Below are 20,846 nucleotides of genomic sequence, written 5' to 3'. Positions count from 1 at the left end.
ATGAAACGGCATAGGCCGCAAGGGGAGGTCATCCCCTCGCCGGCTGCTCAGTGATGTTGACGATTGGGCTGGGCCCGCTTCTGCAGGGAGGCACGCAACTTGTCGAAGTCGCCACGGGGCACCTGCTCGGCGTCGCTGTACTTGCCGACGAACCATTCCTGAGTGGCCGGGGGACAGGCGGCAATCAGCTGCCGGATCTGTCCGGCCTGGAAGGGAGTGACCAGCTTGACCGGGGCGGCGGCGTGACCGTTGTCGTCCTGGCCACGGGTGGTGATGTTGAGCAGGGCACACAGCACGTACCGCTTGCCGTAGCTGGTCGAGGAGCCAAAGGCTTGAACAGCGTTCTTGCTGCCGCTGGTATCGGCCGGCAGCAGCATGCTGGTCTCTTCCCGATGGCCGTCCTGGTGCATCAGTACACCGGTGACCTGGATGCCGCGTTCCTGGGTCTGAATGCGGAAGCTCACCGCGAAGCCGTGCTTCTTCATGATCGGGCGTACGGTGTCGACGATGTCCTCCAGGGTGGCGTAGTGACCGTTGTTGGTCTTGCCACGCTCGGCGATGCTCGGCAGTTCGGTCTGCATGGCCGCCATGGCGGCGCTATAGGCCATCAGCGCCTGGCGGTCGAGCACCCGCTCCTGCATTTGCAGCAGGCGCTCCATCTTGTCGATATCGACCTCGGGGTTGAGGGCGGCCCGCTCGATTACCTGGATGATCGCGGTGCTGTCCTGGGTGGCTTGAGCGATCGGTGTCTGGTCGGCGGTCTTGGGATGAATGGGGGTTGCCATGGTGGCCTCCGTTATCGATAGCGTTGGATGACGTCAGGGAGCTCCTCGGTCGGGACCGGCTCCAGGGATACGGCCACGCGATAGACCTGGCCCTTGGCCAGCACGTGGGTCTCGGTCGCTTGCTCGCCAGCCTCCAGCAACTGACGCGTCAGCTGGGTCAGGGCATGGCAGATCTCAAAAGTCACGGGTGATTGCATCAGTACCTCCAGAAAAAAACGCCCGGCCTTTCAAGGGGCCGGGCGCTATGCCGTGGTAAGGGAAAGAAGGGGATAGGAGAACGCAGGACGCCGTTCAGGCCACCAGCGCAAGAGCGGATTCCAGCGCCTTGTCCTTGAGGCCGGCGCCCTGGCCGAACCAGGCGGAGTCCATGCGGTAGTCGTTACTGCGAGCGCGCTTCTCGTGGTCCACGTACTCGGTGACCGCGTTGAGCAGGCCCCAGGCGGTGCCTTGCGCCGTACAAAGTTGAGAACCACGTCCCTCGCCCTGGTAGAGCTTCTGGACGCGATTGAGGGCACGGAAGTTAGGTAGCTTGGACGCATCTTCCAGCGGCGCCTCGGCGTTGCAGATCACCGACTGGAAGTAGCTCTTCACTTCTTCCTGACTCACCTTGCGCTCGGCCAGCGTCTTCATGCGGTACATGAAGTCGTCCCACTGCGAGACCGAGATGCCCAGCTGCTGCTTGACCAGCTGTGGACGGAACTCTGTGCTGTGCGGCACCTTCACCCCCTGTGCCATGCCATCCACGGCGATGGTCAGGGTGTTGTTGCACACCACCCGTACCGAGGTAGGTGTCGCCACCGTGGCCAGAGACCCGTCACAGGAGGTCGCCAGCAGCAGGTAGGCGTTGACCTGATCCTGGCCCCTCAGCGCCGTCCCAAAGCCACTGCGAGCCAGCGCCCAGAACTTGCGCCCGCCCTTGAGCACCCCTGCGGTCTCCAGCTCATAGCCGGCGTACTCGGTCAGGTCTCGATAGAACTCCAGCACCTCCTCGGGCTGGACCACCTTGTAGCGCTGAGAGACCACCGACAGCGGGGTACGAGTGTCGGAGCGGTAGAGCACCTTCTGCTCGGGGAAGGAGTGGATGCTGCCCAGGTGCCCGGCACCATCGGCGATGAAGCGCACCGGGGATTCTTCGATGTGCCAGTCCATGCCAGCTTGCTGCCGCCACACCTCCAGGGTCTGATGACGCGAGAGTTGCTGCCCCAGGCCATGCCAGGGGGTGTCGCCGACATAAGCCATCTGTTCGATCTGATGTGCCATGGATAAAGCTCCTTTTAGAGACGAACACGGCATAACGGCCCGCTCCCCAAGGAAAGCGGGCCAACCGTGAGCATGTTGAGAAAGAGAATCGAGGGGTCACCACCAAAGCAGTGATGGACGCGCTAGAGCGTGTTGTGAGGGATCAGTCGACGTGGGGGCGAAAGGTGTGACCACAGGCTCGGCACTCGAGGTTGTCGAGCACTTGATCATCCAGCTGGCTGCCCAGACGTGCTCCGGCGACCCCGCCTGCCGTACCACCGACCAGTCCACCAAACACTGCTCCAGCGATGCTGCCGACGGCGATCCCTACCGGTCCACCTACTGCACCAACCAAAGCACCAGCTTCGGCGCCACTCCAGGCGCCAGCCGCACCACTCGCTGTTCCGGCTATGGCGCCCGTGGTGCCTCCGACCTTTCGTCCATGATGGCGCGACACCACCCTCGACGCGCCACAGCTGGGACAAGACATAGACATGGCACTACCTCCTCCATAGGGAAAGACATGAGAACGAAACCATCCGGCTGGGGCTTCAAGGAGGTAGTACAGGTTTGAAATTCGGTTAAATCGACAACGGGCAAAATCCAAGGCGACACACCCGCTGCATCATCTAGGTATACGCCAGCTACGGGAAAAAGCCGGGTTTTGAGGCCTTCGCCGGTTTACTGAGCATGTTTCAGAACATCCGTCCAATGTACTCCAAGGTGACGAGTCGGGACGACGTAATGTTTTACAGCGCTGTGAGATGAGATGCAGCGGAACCGTGACAGCATCGTCGCGGTGTCTTGTACGGATCGATAACGGAATTTCCCGAAAAAGTGAGTGACACCTCATTCGCCAGGAAACTGGGGCGATTGGCATGACCAGGGATAGGGTTTCCCTGGGGTTCCGACATGCGTCACTGACGGGTAAGTATTATAGGGAGATTCACTAGACTCTTAACAGGGTCCAAAGGGATAGATACTAGGTCATGATGGGCTCACTTGTGAAAGCCCATCCAGGATCGATATAGATCATCCAAGGAGTGGTCCCACACAGACCACTCCCTATGGAATCATCATCCAACATGATCTCTACCGATTGACCTCACAGGCGTCTGGAGAACGCCTGATATGAAGCTCAGATGTTCGTCAGCATCATGTCCAGGTCAATGCCTACCGTTCCCTATCATCCCCCTATCGACCGACAAGACCATCGCTGCGGAATCCTTCACCATTCCCACAGCGAGGTATCTCCTCATGTTTCAACATCACCCCCTTCGTCATCCGCTCAACGACAAGCTTCGCCTTCACTACGACGACATCTATCGAGGCTTTGACGTTCAGTATTGGACGGATGGCCCCTTGATCGTTGAGTACCTGGACCGCTCCTTGCACACGCTCGATGCCGTGACACGGGTCAACCATTCCACCATCATTTTTCGCATAGACCTTCACTTTCCGAGTGAGATGCCGCACCTACCCATGCACGAGACAAACGACGTGCTTGCGAGGTTCGTTGACAATTTCCGCTACGAGCTCAAGCGGAGGCAAACCAAGTACCCGACCCAGCTGCACTACCTGTGGGCACGCGAGCAAGTCAACAGCGACAAGCCCCACTACCATCTGATGATCATGCTCAACAGGAACGCCTACGACAGCCTGGGGGCATTCGGTCCAGATTGGTTTGGGGTCTACTCATTCGACAACCTCTACCACCGCATGATGCGGTCCTGGCTAAAGGCGATGGGATTCGCCCAAGACGATCCTCGTTTCCATCAGCTGATCCATGTCTGCAAGAACCCGGTCACCAAAGAACCCTGGTCCTGCGTCCTGCACCGGGATGACTGGATGGCCATGAATGAAGCGGTGTACATGGCTAGCTACCTGTGCAAGGCCTACAGCAAACCGTTCGGTCAAGGAGTTCACGTCTTCGACGGCAGTCGTCTTTAATCACTGAGTGACATGGTATGGGTCCGTCTTTGGCGGACCCGTCCTGCCTCTCTCAACAAGGTGCCAGATGATGTTCCCGACTTCGATGTTTCCTTCCCTCTCGTTCCCTCATAACACGCGTGAAATCCAAGAAGGATCGTCATCCCACGATCCGTGGGGAGATCGTCGTCTTGCCAGGATGGAACGCAAGGAACCCACTCGCCGATTGCTACGTGACGTCATGACCCTGCGCCGGATTCGTGGCATGAGCCAGACGGCGCTGGCGGCTGAGCTAGGGGTCAGCGTGCGGACCCTGCAGGAGTGGGAGCAGGGTCGACGGCTGCCCTCGGGGGTCGGCCAGGCCCTCCTGGAGCGCTGGGCACGCGAGCAGCCTGAATGAAAAGGGAATGGCCCCATCTGATCAGCTAAGTCATTGATTTTAGATATTACACAGAAATATCTTTGGCAATTTCGGACAATAAGTATTGGTCTATATGCTAGGATATTTGGCTCTTCGCAACGACTAAGCCGCCATTGCCATGATGCCTCCTACTGACAATCCTCCTTTCCTCCAAGCTCATTTTCCACAGACCAGCCCCCTGACGCTTGGCAGTGTGTTCAAACGTCCTGGGCACCCGCGAGAAGGTGCTTGGATGTTCGACAGTGATGACGCCATCTCACAGTTACCTGAGATCGAGAAAGCCATACGCGCCATCCCCAAACGTCAAATACAAGAACGGATGCTGGAAGATGACTTCGATCCGAACACCATTCGCTGGGGATCACAGAAAGGTCAAGTACGATGGCATCTAATAAAAGACAGCCGCCTTTATCAGTGCCGTACTTTTGTCCAAACACTTCTGACGTTAGACGACCACCGCTACAACCTTAGCCTGCACGCCAGAGCTTTCCTGAAACACTTTCGCTGGTGCCTACAGGACTTTGGTAGCAATGAAATCTGGATCTTTCACGAAAGTAGAGCAAGCCGCATCAGCCAACGTTTCGACCTCTCGCTCAAGGCTCTCTCAAAGGAGATCACCAGCACGGCCTTTAGACGCAAGGTAAAAACAGCGGACAAAGCGACCAAGGATCGCTACGAAACGTTAAACAAATGGATGAGGGCGGCATTTCGCCAAGCGCCAAACATCTTGTGGGTACACATCCAGCTAGGCTACAAGACCAAGCGCTACGAGGATCTACAGCAAACATTGAAAGATCGAAAAGATTTTTTGAAGAACCGGGAAGGCAATCCTTTATTTAGTGACCTGGTAGGCTATGTAGGAAAGTTGCACTACCACCCAATGAAAGGGCTTGTTCACGACATGATCTTTCTCTACGACGCCCGCCATGTCCAAGAAGCAGCATCCTTAGCGCAAGCTCTTGCCAAACGTTGGGACAGGGCAACACGTCACAGCGGTATCGCTTGGATCGAGGGCGAACCCCTCCATCCCGAAGCGCCGAGGATCAATGGCATCTGGTCGGTGAAGGCACCGGAAGACAGGCAGCGACGGAAAGCCCTGATCCATTACCTGAGCCACTATGATACCTATCTTCACTACGACCTGCCGGCTAACACCAGAACGCTGGTCAAATCACAGACGCCGGGAAAGAAGCGTGCCAACGTACGAAACAAGAAAAGATAACGCATGTCGCCGACAAGGATCACTAGATTCGAGAAACGGAATATTCTACCCTAGCGCGGACCAAGACCACCTGCGCTAGGAAGAAGAATGACGGACAAGCTCCTTGAATACGAAAGGCTCGAGCAAGAGAAGAAACAAATCGAGGCGAGGTGCGAGCACGAGAAGAAGCAGGTCGACGCAAAGCTCGAGCGCCTGAAAAAAGACGAAGAGTTTCAGCATGACATGGAATTCAAGCAACAGATCGAAGCAGTCCTGGAGACTTACGAAAAGAAGAGAGAGGATCTGCTCAAGCTTTTCGGCCCAGCCACGCACGATCCCTCCAATAAGCCCGTCCGTCGCAAGGCGAGCCAGAAACAACCATTGAAACGCTACACCCACCCAGTTACGGGAAAGGTGGTGAAAGCGAGAAGTCTTCGCAATGCCACGCTCCAGGAATGGAAAAGAGAGTACGACGAAGATACTGTAAAGAGCTGGGGCGAGGTTATAGAGGATGACTTCTCGTCATCGTAACCGTGCTAATACACGCCAACATACTACTGGCAATACGGACATACGCTTTCCCCTCAGCACGTAACCTAAGGACGTTTCATGCGGCTCTCTCCCGACCTTCACGCTGACCTGCGGCTCACGCCCATCGACAATGCAATGTTGGCCTCCCAGCAAACCATCGTGGATCTTCTGATCACTGGTATTCATCCTCTGGCCACACGCTACCCCATCGTCGGCTCAGCGCTCTGATCACACCGTCTGATACTGAGAACCTATTCGCCGAGCATACCCCGGTGGCGTGGCGACACTTCATTGATGCTGGCATCGATGATGAGGGAGGATGATCCTCTACAAGCCTCAACACCGGGTGCTCGCGAACTCTCTCCCCCATTGGTAGTTGTCCTTGAAGCCCCGCACTTCCAGCTGGACAAGGGCTTCAAGCTGTTCGAGAACGGCGAACTGACGCCTTTCCTGCAGTACCGCATCAATAAGCTCCAAGGCTGTGCCGAAGATGAACACCGCACCAATGAACTGGTCCGGCTCATGCACGAAGCTGAGATCCTCGAACCCGCTGAAGTCGATCACCTGGGCGAGCGTGTGGAGTGCTATCTGGTCAACGACAAGGCCCTGGGTGCCAAGCTGGACAAGATCGGCAGGGACAAGATGGGCCAGATCATCTCCCTGGTGCTGGCCATTGCCGACTCCCAGAAGAAACTGGGCGTCTCGATCACCACATCCTGACCCACGTCAAGGCGCACAGCGGCCCCAGAGCCGCTTTTATGCCGTGAGATAGGGGATTTACCAAGTCGCGTCATAAAACTCCGCACAGGGCAATCCAGGATGGCTGGTGAGGTTATTCATACTCACCGGCTGTCTGCTGTTCTAGTTGGCTCAAGTGTCGACGCCATATGCCGATGTATCACGGTATCACCAACACCGGCCATAAAAGGGAGCTTGAGATGCCGATCGTATCGATCATCGCCTGGCTGCTCAGCGTGCCCGTGGTGATCACGGCTCTATTACTGACCAGGGAGGTCACCCATGAGGTCTTCACCCAACAACCGCCTCAACGCCATCATGGAGGCCCTGCTTGCCGCCCATGAGGATGCCCAACGCCTTTCTCGCTCCTCGCTGCATCGCATGCCGGAGTTCTTCATGGCCACGAGGGTGGCCGATTACTTCGCCGAGCACTTCGACAACTTCGGCTATCGGCTGGAAGCGCAGGTCAAGCGCACCTTCGAGGCCTCGGACATGCAGGTCGACGACATCGCCGAACTGCTTCGGGAACCCGACCTGCGTCCCGAGGGGCGTTTCGACCTTGTACTGCACACGGGCAAACGGGGACGCACCGCGCATATCCTGGAGTTCAAGCGGGGCGATGCCATGCAGGGGTTGATCAGCGATATCCGCCGCCTGGCCAAGGTCAGCCGCCATGCCGGTCGGCACAGCCTCAAGACCAACTACCTGGTGCTGACCCGCCGCTGCCCACCGGAGCGGGATACCACCGGGCGCCTGATCGAACGGCTGGATATGGCGTTGCACACGGCCGGACTAGACGACCAGGACGTGAACCTGATCGCCTCCGAACCCCAGCACCCGTTTCTCAACCATGATCATCTGCCGATGGCCAATCGCGCGTTCCAGATCGTGATCCTCGAGATCCAGGGATAGCGGATATCGGTCGCACGCCATCAGGTCTGGTTGGCCGCTCGCCAGTAGGCCACCGACTGCTCGGACACCACGCCCTGGGACGTGCCGATCTCAATCACGGCCCGCTGAAAGGCCGCCGCCAGCTCGGGCTGGTGGCAGAGATGCAGACTGCGGATGATCCGCGAGATGCGCAGGTGGTTATGGCCACCGCGCTTGAGCCAGATATGATCGCGCATGTTGAGTTCTGGCAGCGCCTCGATGACAAGCCCACAACGGGTGAGCCCGAAGAACGCTAGCATCACGCCCAGCGAGCGGCGCAGGTTGGCTTGCAGTGTCTCATCAGCGGCGAAGGAGGCACGGTCGGCGTTGCTCAGCACCGGTGCGAAGCCGTTGAAGCGCCCCGCCTCGGGAATCGGGAATAGCCACTGCACGTAATCATGGGTGTGTTCCAACCAGAATGGTGACAAAGCCCATAGGTCCTGGACCGTCCGCCCGTGGTGGTCGGGACCTTCACCGCGATAGAAGGTGATCAGTTGCGAGTCGAATTCGTCCATTACCTCATCCGTGTAAACTGGTTAGCCAGTACAGTGATGACGTGGTCAACGTGACTCGATTCCAGCAGCACGCCCCAAATACGGCTTCGCTTCGCCCCCTCGTCAGTCACACTCTCACCTCTCGAGAGCCCCCCACCACCATGGTGCTTCAGCTGTGAATCTGCCGACCGGTCGCATCACAATCCACCCGACAGAGCTCCCACAGTCGCACCACCTCGTCCGTGATAGTCACCACCAGGCTCTCAAAACGAGCCGGATCGGCAAGCTGTAAAAGCAGATCGTTGCTTGGCGAACGGAAGTCCAGGCTTAGAGGGCCATATGTATAGCTAGGCCAGTGGACGTTGCGGCTCGCGCTGTGGCCGTGCTCATCCAAGTGCTCGCAGAGGGCACGGTGGCTACTCGGGTCGCCCGGCTCATAGCAGTAGATGCCCCAGTAAAGGGCATCCTCGACCTGAATACCGGCACAGACCGTGTCTTCATAGCCGGGTATGCGATAAAAGAGACCGAAGTGTTTGCTGTTGCGTCGACGCTCTCCATAGGCTCGGCAATAACCATCGAGCGCCTCATCCGCCAAAGAGGCATCGCCGATGTGCTCAGCCATAACCGGATGCAACTCTTCGATTCTCGCTCGAAGGGCCCGCCAGAGCTTGGCATGTAGGCGTATCAGCGCCTCATCGTAGGCCAGGCGAATATCGTGGGCGCTTAGCAGATTCTCACCGTGCAGTAGAGTCTCAGTAAGGGTCGCCAGGTGATCACTATCCATGTTGTGTCCAGTCAGTTGCAGGATCAATTGCCGGTACTGGGCAAGGCTTTCGCGCAGCGGTGGATCAAGGGCAGCGCATCCCAACAGGGACTCCAGCCAGGGGACGAGATCGGCCGAATAGCTCAGCGCAGTGTAACTGCCGCTTTTTGCATGCCGGAGTTCACCTAGGCTGTCTTCCCGAGGATCACGACCATCCAGACTCAGATAGACAACATGAATGTCGCGGTAGCCGATCTCTTGAAGGCGCTGGTGGTAGCCCAATAGCTGCCCTTCCTGATCCCCGGCATGGATCTTGTTTTCGATGAGCAGCGCCTGCCGCTGAGCGTTGGTCACTAGGATATCGATGTGCCAACGCTCGCACTCCACTCGAAGCCCCTCCAAGGCGAAGTCACGAATCTCGCAGAGTGCGAGCAACTCGCGCATTGGGGTATTGCCCAGACCGTGGGCCTGCGGGTCGAGCAAAGCGGCTAGAAAGCGGGAATGCAGGCGCACCTCGTCGTTGGCGCCGCGCAGTGTAGTAAACAGATTGAAGCTCGGCGGACGGACATAGCGCTGGCGTAGCAGGGAAGCCAGTTGTAGCAACATGTCGTGAGAAGACACGCTCTCTCCTTGTCTGTTCGAAGGAACCTAGGAGCTTTGAGCTCTCTGGACAGCAGGGAAAATTTCCAATACTTTTGCGTATTAATCTTTGAAGCCACCACTTCCAAGGCAGTCCAGCAATGCACGAGTCAACTAGTATCGCCGAAAGACTTCAAAAAATCATGGAAAAACAAGGCTTTGGTGAAAACAAGCTCGCAAGACGTGCAGGCGTGCCTCAACCCACCATTCACCGAATTTTGAAAGGCTCCAGCAAATCGCCAAGAATCTCAAATCTTGAAAAAATTGCACAAGCGCTGGGCACCACTGTTAGCTATCTCGCTCATGGTGACCCGCTTCCGCAGCCCACTCGTCCGAACGAGGCTTCTGCCCCCAGGTCAGCAGACACCAAGCCTAGCCTAGGCTCAGCGCTTATTCAGGCAGGAGCAGCGGGCATGGTGGCCCCTTACAAACCAGCAGCAAAGCCAACGCCCCCCATCTACCGCTACCCTATATTCAGCTGGGAACAGGCTGCAGCTATTCACCAGTCGTACAGAGCTGCGGACTCAACGGATCTGCGAGTTGAGCCCAGTAGCTTCCTGGCTGAAGGCACAGGTTTCTGGCTAGAAGTCAGAGGCGATGCCATGGCTGCCCCGATAGGAGTGGCACCCAGCCTGCCAGAGGGAACCATGGTACTTTTCGACTCAGACGCACCTGCCATCCTAGGAAAGCTAGTCCTTGCCACGCTTCCCGACAGCCAAGAAGCCACGTTCCGTAAGCTCATCGAAGAAAGCGGTCAGCGCTACCTGAAGCCTCTAAACCCGTCTTATCCATTGATTTTGCTTGACAATTCCTCAGAAATACTTGCGGTTGCCCTCGAAGCCAGAATCCGACTTTAAGCCCACTTCTATCTCCAATCCGCTCGTTCGAAGTATTTTGCCGACCAAAGCAATACGTAAACGCATTGACAAGCTAATACGTTTGCGTATTATTGACCCTAAACCAACTGTTTCCTTTGGGGATAGAGCTTAGGGGAGAGGCAAGTATGGGGGAGCGTCTACTCCGTCCGGAGCAAGTCGCAGGCCAGCTGGGTATGAGCCTGAGCTGGGTATACGGGCACAAACACGAAATCGGCTTCATTCAGTTTGGGAGCGCGGTACGTTTTGATCAGGCAGAGGTTGAGGAGTACGCTCAGAAGTGCAGGCGCGGTCCTCAGCGGAAGGAGGATCGGAAATGGGATACACAGTCTCGCACCGGAAAGATCGCGATACGTGGGTCGTCCGGTGCACGATCGACGGTCAGCGCGCTCAACGAACTTTTCGCACAGAAGGAGAGGCAAGACAGTATGCGCTGAAAGCGGAGGCTCAGCGCCGGGAGGATGAATTCAACGGCGTCATGGGCCGCAAGCCCAAATTCACCTTTTCCGAAGGGCTGGAGCGAATGGTCGAAGAGTACGACGTTCGCTCTCAAAAGCAGCACATCCTGCTGGTAGCAAGATGGATGGATGACCACGCTCCCGGCGTGATAATCGGACAGGAGCTACTGGACGCAGCGCGTAGGATGCAAAAAGCACTCAAGGAGAAGGGACTAGCGCAATCGACCATCAACAATCGAATTCAGGTGATCAAGCGTGTGCTATCCCTTGCCTATCGCGAATGGGATTGGATTGACCTGCCGCTCGACGGCAAGCTACGCAAGCCGTCTCCCAAGAACGAGAGACATATCTACCTGACTGAAGTAGAACTCGCCGAACTGCTTGAGGCAGTGCCAGAGCGTTACAGGGTCGAACGGAGGGTGATCTTGCTGGCAATGCTGACGGGTATGAGACGAGGAGAGCTGCTAGGGCTGGAGCCAGGGAATGTCCATAATGGCCGCGTCGTTCTCAGGCCCAATCAGACGAAAAGCGGGAAACCGAGGGTCATTCCTCTAACAGAGGAGGCTTTACCGCTGGTGGAAAGTCTGCCGTTCGATACGACAGGAGACAGAGTCCGTGGAGCATTCGAGAAAGCCAGAGAGAGGATTGATCGCCCTGAGATCCGCTTCCACGACTTGCGACACTGTTATGCATCCCTGCTCGCGAGCAAGGGGGAAGCTCTGACAAGCATTAGGGATCTGTTGGGGCATTCGTCTCTCGTAGTGACCAGTCGCTACGCGCACGCAGATCCCGCTCGATGGGATGGTGTCATGACCCGGTTGCCGAAGATCAGCAACCAAACCGCAACCAAGCACTGAGACCGCTGTCGAATAATCCCGTAAGCCACTGATTTAGTGGTGGGCCCAGTAGGACTTGAACCTACGACCAAGGGATTATGAGTTCGTTTTTAAAACAATAAGTTACTGACACACAAGGAAAAGCAACCGTAATCGAGCGAAAGGTACAGTTCTTTGGAATCAGTAGCTTAGCGAAGGTTGAGGATAGCACACGAAGCTGGTGTGTGTACCTAGAGAGTACCTTGATAGGCGATGAGCACCAGATCGAAAATCAGCGGAAACTCCAAACTCTATGGCAGCTCAATCTCGAGCATATCGTGTTCTTATACGAGCTTGTCATAACCCTAAATGGCTACACTATATACTGTGCAGCCATGAAGAGTTTTAATGTAAAATTAGCCTCCAAACAAGTTATCCCCGAATCGCTTTAAAACACAAGGTTATATAAAAACACACTTCCGATGCTTTCTATTGATCTCAAGTTTTCTCAAACGACTTCATAACCCCATCAAGTAATGCAAGAGCCAATTCCTTGTTAGTGTCTTCATACTTCAGCTGCCTTAGCAGGTATGAGTATGCAACCACTAATATTTCTCTCTTCCCTGCAGAGACTTCTTCTGCCCATCTCCGACAACTACGAACATAGACCTCGTAAGGGCAATCTTCTAAATATGCATCCAGATCACCCCACAACCTGGCTTGTCGTATAGTTGGCCAGGAAGCATCCAAGATGGTTTCAGGATGAAAAATCAAACTCAACTCGAGCGTTAACCCGGGATATTCATGACGGAGGGCTCGAAATAAAGATAGCGGATGGTATTCTCTAGAGAAATCAGTGTGTTCCGCCAAGAACCTGATTCCAGAGGACCATCCGCTATGGGTGAAACTGTATCCCCCATGACACCCTCCTTCAATGGCTCCGTACGTGTCCAGCTCAGCGGCCATGCCACCAGCAGTGATGCCGGGGCGCTGGTACTTCGCGAAGCCCTCGATCGCAGCGGTGTCATGGCCGCACTTGACCACCACTTGGTCGATTCCCGAAACCCGCTACGCATCCGTCATTCGCTGGCGAGCCAGTTGCGTACCGTCGTTTTGCAGCGTGCTATGGGTTGGATCGACCTGAGTGATACCGCCACGCTGCGTCACGACCCGCTTTGGCACCTGGTGTGCAGCGATGCACGCGGCCTGACGCCGCTGGACGAGGCGCGTCCGTCCCAGGCGACGCTGTCGCGATTGCTCAACTGCCTGGGCACGGATGCCAACATCGATACCGTCCACGAAGGCCTGCTGCGCCTGGCCATCTGGCGATGGCGCTCGCTGCCGTGGATCCAGCGGCCCCGTCATGTGACCCTGGACATCGATGGGCTGCCGATTGAGGTGTTCGGCCATCAGAGCGGCTCGGCCTACCACGGCCATGTGGGCAGCCGGATCTACTCGCCGCTGATCGCCTCCCTCGCCGAGACCGGCGACCTGGTGGGTGGCCTGCTGCGCGAGGGCAATGCCGGCCCGGCCGAGGAGGCCGATACCTGGATCCCCCACCTGGTTCAGCGCCTGGCGGAAGGTCTGAACCTGGCGATTGACCAGGTCCTTGTCCGCCTGGATGCCGGCTTCACCGACAACGCGACACTGGAGGCCATGGACGCGCGGGAGATCGATTATCTGGGCCGTTTGAAAAGCAACTCGGTACTGCAGACGCAGGCCGAGCCTTATCTCAAGCGGCCTCGCGGTCGGCGGCCTGAGACGTCTCGCGAGTGGTGCCATGATCTCGACTACCAGGCCGGCTCCTGGACGTCACCACGGCGCGTCGTGCTGGTGGTGCAGGAGAACCCCGACGACCTGCTGCTGCACAGCTTTTTCCTGGTGACCAACCTCAGCAAGCTCGATTATCCAGCGGAGAAAGTGCTGGCCCTGTACCGCAAACGTGGCAAGGCCGAGGCCCACATGGGCGAGCTGAAATCGGCGCTCAATGTCCACTTGTCCTCGACGGATCGCGGCGCCTCCACGGTGCAGCAGGTGATGGCCCGAAATCAGGTCAGCCTGCTGCTGAGCCTGTATGCCTACGAGCTGCTGCATGGCCTGCGTTGTCTGCTGGAGCGGCAAACCCGCCAGGGCTGGAGCCTGATGCGGGTGCGCGAACAGGTGCTCAAGGTCGCGGCCACGCTCACCGTCCATGCACGGCGGGTGACGGTGCACCTCGGCGCCGCGGCCGACAAATGGTGGCCGACGCTATTGCGCGGTCTTCCCCAGCTTGCACCATTGGAGTAGTCACCGGCCCAGCGCAACACCTCACCACGATCGGCAGAAAACAGCCGAGGGCTCTTCCTGCGTCCCCCATCATAGAAAGTGCCATGTGGTGATAAGTAGGCACATCGGCAAGAACCAAACAGCATAATCAGAGGTGCCTGGCAGCGCTCAAGTCAGGCCGTAGGTACCAACCTGTTCGCCAGAAGCCCACCTCGAGCTCCTGGTGAATAATGCGGGGTTAAGGGATCCAAGCTGGCAGGACCATACTCAACATCTCCGTAATCTATTAAAACGGCAGAGTCAAAATCAGATATGAGAGAGTTGTAAACATGCAAATCTCCATGAACACAAGGCCATCTTACTTGATACTCCCGATTTTCCATCCGCCGAAGAAAAGACAAGTCATAGCCATCTTTTAATTTCTCATAAGTCCTGTCTGACAGAAGTCTTCTGCGTATTTCTGATATATTCCGCCTAGTACTAGGTACTCCCTCGCCCCATTGGCGAGTAGTATTCTTTATAGCTTCTACAACCTTATCAGAGAACTGTGGAGCGTCCTGAAGAACGTCTAAAACAGATTTATCGTACCCATCGGCCAGACCATAAAAAACCCCAGCTAGTGCGCCTCCACCAAACTCGATTGTTGCCAGCTTCCTTGGCGTCGCCTCTGGCCTAAGCCTTGAAACATGGATATCAAACCTTCTGGCTTCATCTTGTATTTCTGCCATGGAACCAATCTTAGCAACAGCATTATGTATTAATGCCCCACTGGTATCGGTAACCTTAACACGCAAGACTTTTGCTCCCGACAACCCTCCACCAAGCTGTATTATTTTGCAAAAAACTCCTCCAAATTTTTTTGCAAAAATCCTCAGAATTCTCTGCTCAGCTAAACTTAGAGCAACCGTTCCTCTGTCTACCTCTACCTCAGATAGACTATCTATAGCCTGATAAACAACCTGTATTTTTTCAGGAAGTTTTTCGAAATCTATTTTTTTTAAAAAATCTACTGTCCCAAACGTTTGACCTTGACTCCAAATATCAACTTGCTGCTGCTCATTAAGCATTATTGGAATAAAGTTCTCAGCAGATGAACCAGTCAAAACCAATATCGGAACCCCAGGAAGTGCACTTCTCGATCTAGTAAAAACACTCAGCCCATGTTCAGGCTCCTCATCTAAAGCCTCATTCTTTGTTGGAATTTTTAAATCCAAGATGACGTAATCTAAATACTTTTCATCGATAACAGAATAAGCTTCATCCCTGCTTTTCGCAAAAAAGCAGTTCACATCTACCTGAAGATCTTCGATAACTTGCTTTATTTCATCAACAAAGCCGACATCATCCTCGACAATTAAGAGATGCATAGTCATTTTTCCCACCTTGCTTCATAACGAGCCCCACCATTCGCACCTGGCTCTAGTGACACTTCCCCATTGAGGCTTTCCATAGCTTGCCTAGCTATAGCCAGACCAAACCCGCTATGGTTTTTCTTGTTTGTTCTACCAATCTCAAAGGCTGCTTGCATTGGGCCAGAAAGCCCAGGGCCCTCATCAATGACTGAAACCCAGTAGTCGACATCTGTTTCGCCCCAATTGATAGTAACTGGGTGTGCTCTTTCATCACCTAGAGAATTAACAGCCTCAATAGCATTTCTTATCCCATTTGAGACAGCTAACCTAACTAATGTAGGGTCACTCAAAATCATCATAGGCCTAGGTCCGACAAGTGACGGAGCCCCTCCCCCCTTTTTCTCAACCTCTTCTTCAACGACTCCGTTTAGAACTTCGAAAAAATCGAAATTTTGTATTTTTGGCGTGGCACTTGCACTCTTCAGCTGCTCAATAGCCTCAAATATATTTGAAACATTATCGAGATGAGCTTTCGTTGAAGATTCTTTATAGTTATCGATTTCTCTAGCAGCTGATCTTTTTACCAGCCCTATTGGTGATGCTATTTCATGCAACAGCAAACCAGCTATCCATTCTATAGCTTGACTTTTTATCTGTTTTTTAACTTCCTGTGAAACACTAGTCTCGTCACCTTCATTAACCGCCTGCTCGGCTGGCATATTATCCAACTTATCAATCGCAAGGTTAATACCTTTCTTCACATAAGACACAGTCTCTTTTCTTCTTGCTTTTCTTAAAGCTATGATATTCTCTATTTCTGGATTGTCCGCCAAAAATCGAGCTGCCTTGAGTCTTTCATGAGAAGACCCTGTATCTAACAACTTTATCGCTTCTTCTTTAGTCATAAATATTTATGCTTGTTGTAGAACTCAGCACGCTGGCTAAAGGCCTTTTCACCACCTTCCATCACCGTCGTAATAGCATTAACAACTTTGGGATCTTGCAACCCAGAGGATGCAATTAAGAACCCCCGCTTACCATCAGATCCCATCTGCACAACCTGATCAGCATCCCCTAGCACCGGTATGTTTGCATTATGAGTTGAGAATACGATCTGGCTTGCCTTATCTCTGGACAGCACTGACTTTATAAGGGTCTCTGCTATAAAAGCGTTATCAATATGATCTTCTGGTTGATCTACTATTAAAAGCCTATCTGTGTGTTGTAGAACAAGCGGTAGAATCACAGTACAACGCTGACCAGTCGAAAGTTCTAGTATATCTTTGTAATCAGCACCATCTAAAAGCTTAAATTCCACAAAATCCTCAACAGGTGTAACTGAAAGTGCTCCTAGATCAACCTGTCCTAATTGGTTTATAACCCTTCCTGCTCTATCTTTGCTTATCCCTGTCCACTTAGCTAAAGCGTCATAATCATACGCTTCAACCACTTCTAGAAGCTCGCGAGGACTAATACTTTCAGCTAACAGAGGGGCCAAATCATTGTAACGCAAGCCGCTGCCCCTTAAAGCTTCTGAAATCTCGGAATTAAAATCATCATACTGTCCAGCTCTTGTGACCTCGATCTTTATCCTTGGGCCAAGCACTTGGTTCAGCTTATGGGCTGCCTCAAGTCTAGCATTGAATCGTTCTTCTCTTGCTTCATCTAACTCATCAAGCTTCTTATTTCTAACTTCCAACAAATTTTTAAGCTGCTGCTTCCGCATCACTGACAGCTCTTTTAAGGACTCTAGCTGAGCTTTTTTCTCCCTCAACTGTTGCCCTTTTCTTGCAACTGCTCCAGCCCCTTCCTGAAGCCTCTCGATCTCTTTCCTAAGCTCTCTTGACTGTCCTTCCAGCTCAATCTTTTCCTGTTCGTGAACCTCAATAAGTTTCTCTACTTCTTTTGTTGCGCTCGCTATTTCTTTGAGAGAGGATTCAATGCCTGCATGAGCTTTCTGTACATGTCTCTTGGCTTTAGCGAGAGGGTCAAATTCCTTATCATCTCCCCAATCTTTTTCTTCAGCACTATCCTGATGAGCTTTAACTAAGCTTGACTCCCAAACTTTCAATGCCTTTCTAAATCGCTGAAGACGATCTACTTCTACAGACGCGGCGGCAATCTTTTCTGACAAATTATTGAGCGAACTTTTTTTTAACACCCGCTTGCTCTAAAAGAGCTGAAACTTGTTTTTCTTGGGGCGACAGCTCTTCAATTTCTTTTTCTATTATAGGCAAGCTGCTCAGCTTATCGTCAAAACCCTCAATTTCTTTTCTAAGACTATTGGCCTCGAATGTAAGAGACTTAACATACGCGACAATTTCTTTTTCTTTCGAGCTCGTGTTCTTTCTCTGCTGGGCAAAGCTATCTAAAAGCTGCAACCTTCCATTAGGCTTCAATCCCACACTCTCGATTTCAGTCTGTGAAAAAATTATTGGCTTAACATAGGCGGATGAAAATCTTGGCAGCTCATCATCACCCCCCCGAGTCACCTTTATTTCTTCATTTTCATCGCTGAGCGTAACAGTAACTTGCCCCCCACCCAAGACTGAGAGGGCATGCTCCCGGCTTTTCTTACCTGTCTCGTTTGTATAACTTTTTACATCTAAGCAATATCGAATAAGCTCGATAAGAGACGTTTTCCCAGTACCCCTTGCCCCAATAATAACATTGAGACCAGATGAGAAAGAAGCGTCAACCCCATCCAAAAAACCCTCATCTATCTGCACTCTTTTTATATACAAATCACTAACTCCTTTTTTAAACAAGAACCTAATTAGAGCAGAAAGCTAAAAAACACGAACCTTCCGAATTATTACAAACACGCCCCAATAACGGAAGCTTCACCAATTTGACGATTAAAGGATCCAGAGAACTCATAGCCACACAGTAAGGCCGATCGATTACCTGCTTGGCTGAACATCCCGCCCCGATCTCCCTGTCAATAGCTTCAGGATCAACAGTGCAAACTGCCTTCCCGTTTCCTCGTCCTCCAGCAGCGGCATGCTGAGCTTCTCGTGGTCGCTAAGGGCGTCGAGCACGGCGTCGGTGACCTTCTTGGGGAAGAGGCCGTGCATCACTTGGTCTTCGCTGTGTGCGTGGACCTGGGCCGTGACGGCTTCGTCGCGTTCGATGCGGTCGGCGATGCCGTTGGCGAAGTGCAGCTTGTCGTCGTCGCTGACCTCGGCGCCGTACAAATCGTTGAGTCGGTCGATGATCTCGGCCAGGCGCTGCTTCTCGGGATCATGGGGCTTACCTGAGCCCACCTCGCTGACCGGGGTGAGGCCGTAGTCGCCATCGGCCTCTTCGAGCTGCAGGCGCTTCTCCTCGCGCTTGGTGAGGCGGTAGTGGGTCAGCTCCAGCTCGCTGACGTACCTCCCCTTACGGTCGTAGCCGCCGGCCGTACCGGCCCTCCAACCGCGGGTCGTCATCGCTTCGATGATGTCCCGCTGGAACTGAGCTTCCCTGCTGTTCGCCATGTCATGCCCTGCGCCTGGCGTAATTATGCGTAACAGCCTAGCGCTTAAAGGATATAAGGAGAAGTCGACTTAGGCCGTTAAACCGCCAGGGCACGCCGCATCATTGGCGAAGCTTGCCCAAGGCCTGCTCCAATAGCTCCAGTGACTGACGGTGCTTGTCAGCCCCCATCTTCTGGATATTGGCGAGCTTCCAGCGCACGGCTGGCAGCCGATCAACGCCCTGCAGCGGAAGTAGCGCCCAGTCAGGCGCTCCCTGCTTGAAGGACAGCAGGAAGCGAACATCCTCATCGGTCATTAGCTGCCCCAGCCGTAACAGCAACTCCTCACGGACGCTCTCCAACTCCTGCAACGGAAGGTCAACCCTGGCCATCCCGACAAACTCCTGTCGGTAGACGTCATCCAGTGGTTTCAGTCGCGGATTGATCACTTCATTCAAGGGCCTGGGATGCCCCAGCAGATAGACCAGGAAGCCTTCGAATACGCTTCGATCCAGGCCGCCCTGGTTCAGCAGCAGCTTTACATCGAAATGGTCCCGGGGGTGCTGGCGGTCCAGCGCGGCGCAGATCTTGCCGCCATACAGGTCCGGCAGCGACACCACCTGCACCGCCGCAAAGCCGTACTCGTCCTCAACGGCTTCAACGACATCGCGCTCCTGGGTCGGGTGCAGAGTGCCACGTAGTACCGGCGACACCTCCACCTTCACCTGGCTACGCCCTCGGCGCACCAGGATTCTCAGCTCGTCTCGGCGATTATACTGAAGCTCGGCGCGTACGCCTGGCAGCCGAGCGCTGAAGGACACTGCGAGGCGCTGCAGCGCCTCGCGACAGCGTCGCAGTGCCTCGTCACGGGGCTCCAGCGGCAAGTAGGCCAGGTCGATATCGACCGATAGGCGGGGTAATGGCTGCACGAAGAGGTTGATGGCCGTACCGCCCTTCAGGGCGAAGCACGGCTCGTCATTGAGGAAAGGCAGCAGCGAGACCAACAGCCTGACCTGTTCGTGGTAGCGAGCTTCAATCGGCATGCAGGAACGCCTCCGGCACCGTCACGTGATATTCCCTATCCAGCTTGCCGCCCTGGCAGAGCTGCCGCTTGCCTTTGCCGAGGTCCAGTCGACGTGGTTCCAGGCGAGCATACCAGGCATGCCCGGCGTGGCGAGCCAGTACCAGGAAGGCCCGCTTGGTTCTCACCGAACGGCACCCCTCCAGCAATGCCTGCAGCCGACGCGGACGCAGCGTATTGAGCCCACCGAAGGTGTCCACCAGCTCACTGTTGAACAGCAGCTCATTCGGCGTCACGGCGATCCACTCCAGCACCGCTCGCTCGGGGGTCGATACCTGCAAGCTGAAGGCCCTGCTAGCCGGCACGTAGTCCGTGAAGCTGCCGGGAAGCTGCACTGGCAGGCCCTTTTCCGAGTGGAGCACCATCCGCCCTGCCCACTCGGCGCCACTCAACCACCGGGGCAGCCGAGTGGCCTCCTTGCCATACAGGTGCGTCGTGCGCTCACCCATGGGCAGATAGTGGGCAAAGCCATGCAGTGCCAGGGCTGTCTGGCCACCCGGCCAAAGCGGTGGTATTCCCGTGTCGTCGCTCGCCTGCAGGGCGAAAACAGCGCTCTCCCAGGTAAGAGGCTCTCCCGCTTGGCAGTAGACGCCGTGCCCCACGCGTTGCAGCCAGCCACTGCCGGCCAGCTTACGCGCCTGATCTGAGGTGACGCCGTGTGATGCCAGCCAGGCGGTCGTAACGACGGCGCCATACGGGATCTTGTGCAGCAGCTGGTTTATTTTCACGTCAAAAAGCGGCCTTAAATTCCGTCTTCAGAGTGAAGAATAAACCACGCTGGTTTATCTTCAAGCACAAAATCGCCATTCAGGGCCGATTCTACAACAGAATATAAACCGAAAGCTGAGTCTCCGGCCCGGCTTGAGCCCAAAT

At 54.7% G+C, this 20,846-nt stretch carries 22 protein-coding genes; 10 read left to right on the top strand and 12 right to left on the bottom strand.

Annotation, left to right across the window (positions count from 1 at the left end):
* Positions 1-47: 47 nt before the first annotated feature.
* The 3 genes from ACWHY3_RS05475 to ACWHY3_RS05465 all read right to left on the bottom strand — a co-directional run bounded on the left by ACWHY3_RS05475 (position 48) and on the right by ACWHY3_RS05465 (position 2,045).
* A complete protein-coding gene (locus ACWHY3_RS05475) occupies positions 48-785 on the bottom strand; it encodes an ERF family protein (RefSeq protein WP_448127775.1) in 738 nt (245 codons plus the stop codon).
* Between the two features lie 11 nt (positions 786-796).
* Complete coding sequence (locus ACWHY3_RS05470) at positions 797-982, bottom strand: hypothetical protein (RefSeq protein WP_332778569.1); 186 nt, start codon at positions 980-982, stop codon at positions 797-799.
* A 94-nt stretch (positions 983-1,076) separates the two neighbouring features.
* Positions 1,077-2,045: a DUF932 domain-containing protein gene (locus ACWHY3_RS05465; protein WP_448127774.1), complete on the bottom strand. Its 969-nt coding sequence runs from the start codon at positions 2,043-2,045 to the stop codon at positions 1,077-1,079.
* 1,236 nt (positions 2,046-3,281) lie between these two features.
* Between ACWHY3_RS05465 and ACWHY3_RS05460 the strand changes: the two genes are divergently transcribed.
* The 7 genes from ACWHY3_RS05460 (at position 3,282) to ACWHY3_RS05430 (ending at position 7,756) form a co-directional block, all read left to right on the top strand.
* Positions 3,282-3,974 carry a YagK/YfjJ domain-containing protein gene (locus tag ACWHY3_RS05460; protein ID WP_448127773.1) on the top strand — a complete coding sequence of 231 codons (693 nt, stop codon included), beginning with the start codon at positions 3,282-3,284 and terminating at the stop codon, positions 3,972-3,974.
* A gap of 205 nt (positions 3,975-4,179) precedes the next feature.
* The gene (locus tag ACWHY3_RS05455) at positions 4,180-4,353 is read left to right on the top strand and encodes a helix-turn-helix domain-containing protein (protein ID WP_332778572.1); all 174 of its coding nucleotides are present in this window, start codon (positions 4,180-4,182) and stop codon (positions 4,351-4,353) included.
* A 253-nt stretch (positions 4,354-4,606) separates the two neighbouring features.
* Complete coding sequence (locus ACWHY3_RS05450) at positions 4,607-5,596, top strand: hypothetical protein (RefSeq protein ID WP_448127772.1); 990 nt, start codon at positions 4,607-4,609, stop codon at positions 5,594-5,596.
* 87 nt (positions 5,597-5,683) lie between these two features.
* The gene (locus ACWHY3_RS05445; RefSeq protein ID WP_448127771.1) at positions 5,684-6,106 is read left to right on the top strand and encodes a histone-like nucleoid-structuring protein, MvaT/MvaU family; all 423 of its coding nucleotides are present in this window, start codon (positions 5,684-5,686) and stop codon (positions 6,104-6,106) included.
* 78 nt (positions 6,107-6,184) lie between these two features.
* On the top strand, positions 6,185-6,334 hold the full coding sequence (locus tag ACWHY3_RS05440) for a hypothetical protein (RefSeq protein WP_448127770.1): 150 nt from the start codon (positions 6,185-6,187) through the stop codon (positions 6,332-6,334).
* A gap of 141 nt (positions 6,335-6,475) precedes the next feature.
* Positions 6,476-6,826, top strand: a complete 351-nt coding sequence (locus tag ACWHY3_RS05435; protein ID WP_332778575.1) for a SapC family protein — start codon at positions 6,476-6,478, stop codon at positions 6,824-6,826.
* Positions 6,827-7,126: 300 nt separating this feature from the next.
* Positions 7,127-7,756: a hypothetical protein gene (locus tag ACWHY3_RS05430; protein ID WP_332778576.1), complete on the top strand. Its 630-nt coding sequence runs from the start codon at positions 7,127-7,129 to the stop codon at positions 7,754-7,756.
* A gap of 20 nt (positions 7,757-7,776) precedes the next feature.
* Here the strand turns inward: ACWHY3_RS05430 and ACWHY3_RS05425 are convergent, their stop codons facing one another.
* Both ACWHY3_RS05425 and ACWHY3_RS05420 read right to left on the bottom strand, forming a co-directional pair.
* A complete protein-coding gene (locus tag ACWHY3_RS05425) occupies positions 7,777-8,289 on the bottom strand; it encodes an opioid growth factor receptor-related protein (protein WP_332778577.1) in 513 nt (170 codons plus the stop codon).
* 148 nt (positions 8,290-8,437) lie between these two features.
* Positions 8,438-9,652, bottom strand: a complete 1,215-nt coding sequence (locus tag ACWHY3_RS05420; protein ID WP_332778578.1) for a PDDEXK-like family protein — start codon at positions 9,650-9,652, stop codon at positions 8,438-8,440.
* Between the two features lie 119 nt (positions 9,653-9,771).
* Between ACWHY3_RS05420 and ACWHY3_RS05415 the strand changes: the two genes are divergently transcribed.
* The 3 genes from ACWHY3_RS05415 (at position 9,772) to ACWHY3_RS05405 (ending at position 14,104) form a co-directional block, all read left to right on the top strand.
* Complete coding sequence (locus ACWHY3_RS05415; RefSeq protein WP_332778579.1) at positions 9,772-10,527, top strand: XRE family transcriptional regulator; 756 nt, start codon at positions 9,772-9,774, stop codon at positions 10,525-10,527.
* 334 nt (positions 10,528-10,861) lie between these two features.
* Positions 10,862-11,860, top strand: coding sequence for a tyrosine-type recombinase/integrase (locus ACWHY3_RS05410; protein WP_448127769.1), 999 nt, complete (start codon positions 10,862-10,864; stop codon positions 11,858-11,860).
* Positions 11,861-12,676: 816 nt separating this feature from the next.
* Positions 12,677-14,104 (top strand): IS1380 family transposase, encoded by a 1,428-nt coding sequence (locus ACWHY3_RS05405; RefSeq protein ID WP_332780460.1) that lies wholly within the window; start codon positions 12,677-12,679, stop codon positions 14,102-14,104.
* Between the two features lie 152 nt (positions 14,105-14,256).
* On the opposite strand, the gene ACWHY3_RS05400 is transcribed toward ACWHY3_RS05405, so the two are convergent.
* From ACWHY3_RS05400 to ACWHY3_RS05370, 7 genes are all read right to left on the bottom strand, one after another.
* The gene (locus ACWHY3_RS05400) at positions 14,257-15,456 is read right to left on the bottom strand and encodes a response regulator (protein ID WP_448127768.1); all 1,200 of its coding nucleotides are present in this window, start codon (positions 15,454-15,456) and stop codon (positions 14,257-14,259) included.
* Positions 15,453-16,340, bottom strand: coding sequence for a sensor histidine kinase (locus ACWHY3_RS05395; RefSeq protein WP_228168273.1), 888 nt, complete (start codon positions 16,338-16,340; stop codon positions 15,453-15,455). Before ACWHY3_RS05395 ends, ACWHY3_RS05400 begins: the two co-directional genes overlap by 4 nt.
* Complete coding sequence (locus ACWHY3_RS05390; protein WP_448127767.1) at positions 16,337-17,596, bottom strand: hypothetical protein; 1,260 nt, start codon at positions 17,594-17,596, stop codon at positions 16,337-16,339. The genes ACWHY3_RS05395 and ACWHY3_RS05390 overlap by 4 nt, the downstream gene beginning before the upstream one ends.
* On the bottom strand, positions 17,571-18,179 hold the full coding sequence (locus tag ACWHY3_RS05385) for an AAA family ATPase (RefSeq protein ID WP_448127766.1): 609 nt from the start codon (positions 18,177-18,179) through the stop codon (positions 17,571-17,573). Before ACWHY3_RS05385 ends, ACWHY3_RS05390 begins: the two co-directional genes overlap by 26 nt.
* Before the next feature lie 159 nt (positions 18,180-18,338).
* Complete coding sequence (locus tag ACWHY3_RS05380) at positions 18,339-18,914, bottom strand: hypothetical protein (protein WP_448127765.1); 576 nt, start codon at positions 18,912-18,914, stop codon at positions 18,339-18,341.
* 100 nt (positions 18,915-19,014) lie between these two features.
* Positions 19,015-19,935, bottom strand: a complete 921-nt coding sequence (locus tag ACWHY3_RS05375) for a nucleotidyl transferase AbiEii/AbiGii toxin family protein (RefSeq protein ID WP_448127764.1) — start codon at positions 19,933-19,935, stop codon at positions 19,015-19,017.
* Entirely contained in the window at positions 19,925-20,701 is a 777-nt protein-coding gene (locus ACWHY3_RS05370; protein WP_448127763.1) for a type IV toxin-antitoxin system AbiEi family antitoxin domain-containing protein, read from the bottom strand. Before ACWHY3_RS05370 ends, ACWHY3_RS05375 begins: the two co-directional genes overlap by 11 nt.
* Positions 20,702-20,846 lie beyond the last annotated feature (145 nt).

The sequence above is a fragment of the Salinicola sp. NYA28a genome (genome assembly GCF_976982775.1).
The sequence above is the reverse complement of the archived record's forward strand: the minus strand, read 5'-3'. Positions and strand labels throughout refer to the sequence as shown.